Source organism: Aeromonas schubertii (assembly GCF_000820105.1).
Lineage (GTDB): Bacteria > Pseudomonadota > Gammaproteobacteria > Enterobacterales > Aeromonadaceae > Aeromonas > Aeromonas schubertii.
Genome location: NZ_CDDB01000051.1, coordinates 1 through 1,122, shown reverse-complemented (window position 1 = coordinate 1,122; position 1,122 = coordinate 1). Strand labels below are relative to the sequence as shown.

3 protein-coding genes are annotated in these 1,122 nt (G+C 61.1%); all 3 read left to right on the top strand.

From position 1 onward, the window contains the following. A partial coding sequence (locus BN1133_RS20540) for a Sua5 family C-terminal domain-containing protein (RefSeq protein WP_331456963.1) occupies nucleotides 1-148 on the top strand: 148 nt, incomplete at its 5' end. 84 nt (nucleotides 149-232) lie between these two features. Beyond that, nucleotides 233-751, top strand: coding sequence for a YqhA family protein (locus tag BN1133_RS10535; RefSeq protein WP_050664776.1), 519 nt, complete (start codon nucleotides 233-235; stop codon nucleotides 749-751). A 39-nt stretch (nucleotides 752-790) separates the two neighbouring features. Beyond that, a partial coding sequence (locus BN1133_RS10530; protein ID WP_157432342.1) for an MFS transporter occupies nucleotides 791-1,122 on the top strand: 332 nt, incomplete at its 3' end.

The following is a 1,122-nucleotide window of genomic DNA, read 5'->3' as shown; positions in this document are numbered from 1 at the left end:
GGCCGGCTACGGGCAGGCCCTCTACGCCACCCTGTTTGAGCTGGATCGTCTCGGGCTTGAGACCCTCTGGCTGGAGCAGCCCCCCCTGAGTGAGCCCTGGTGGCCGGTACAGGATCGCCTGCACCGGGCGACCATGCAGCTCGAGTGAGGCCCCCGACCCAAAGCAGCTTCGTGTTTGATTCGGACGGGTTTGTCGTTATGCTTTTCCCGTCCGAATCCGCAGGAGCCCCCTATGCGCCGTTTCAACGTTATGCTGACAGGCAGCCGCCTGATGATGTTCCCCTTCTACGTCAGCATGCTGATCTGTGTCGTTTTGTTGATGGTCAAGTTCGGGATCAAACTCTACGAACTCTGTACCAACATCATCTCTTTGCCCTATCTCGAGCTCATCATCGGAGTACTGACCCTGGTCGACTTCGTGCTGGTGGCCCAGATGCTGATCCTGGTGGCCCTGTGCGGCTATGTGCAATTTATCAAGAGCCCGGAGCAGCGTGCCGCCCTCGGAGATAACTGGCTCTATCGCATCGATTTCGTCTCTCTCAAGCTCATCGTCATCAACTCTCTGGTTACCATCTCGGGGATCGAGGTGCTCAAGGCCTTCCTCGAGGAGGGGGTGATGAACGAGGGGGAGATGAAGTGGTCTGTCATCGTCTTTCTCGCCTTCTCGACTGCCGCTCTCATCTATGCCGTGACGGAGCGGCTGGCCGAGCACAATGAGCGGGCAGAAGGCGAGTCGCAGCCGCGACCATAGCCCCAAATAACGTCCTCACGCCAGTCAATTGGAAGCCTAATGACACTCTCCCATCGCACCCTCTTCATCCTGCTCGGCGCCTTGGCCGGACTCACCCCCCTGGCGGTCGACATGTACCTGCCCGCCATTCCGACCCTGGCCAGGGAGCTGGGCACCACCATCGACGGGGCTCAGCTCACGGTCAGCGCCTTTCTCGGCGGTTTTGCCATCGGCCAACTCTTCTACGGGCCGCTGGCCGACAGCTTCGGCCGCAAGCCGGTGATCATGGCGGGCCTCATCATGTTTGCCCTGGCCTCGGTGGGGTGCGCCCTGGCCGATAGCCTGCCGGAACTGCTTGCCTTTCGCATGTTGCAGGCGGCCGGCGGTGCCGC

Coding starts and splice junctions, on each gene's coding strand:
- BN1133_RS10535 (WP_050664776.1), top strand. CDS start 233: ATGCGCCGTTTCAACGTTATGCTGACAGGCAGCCGCCTGATGATGTTC.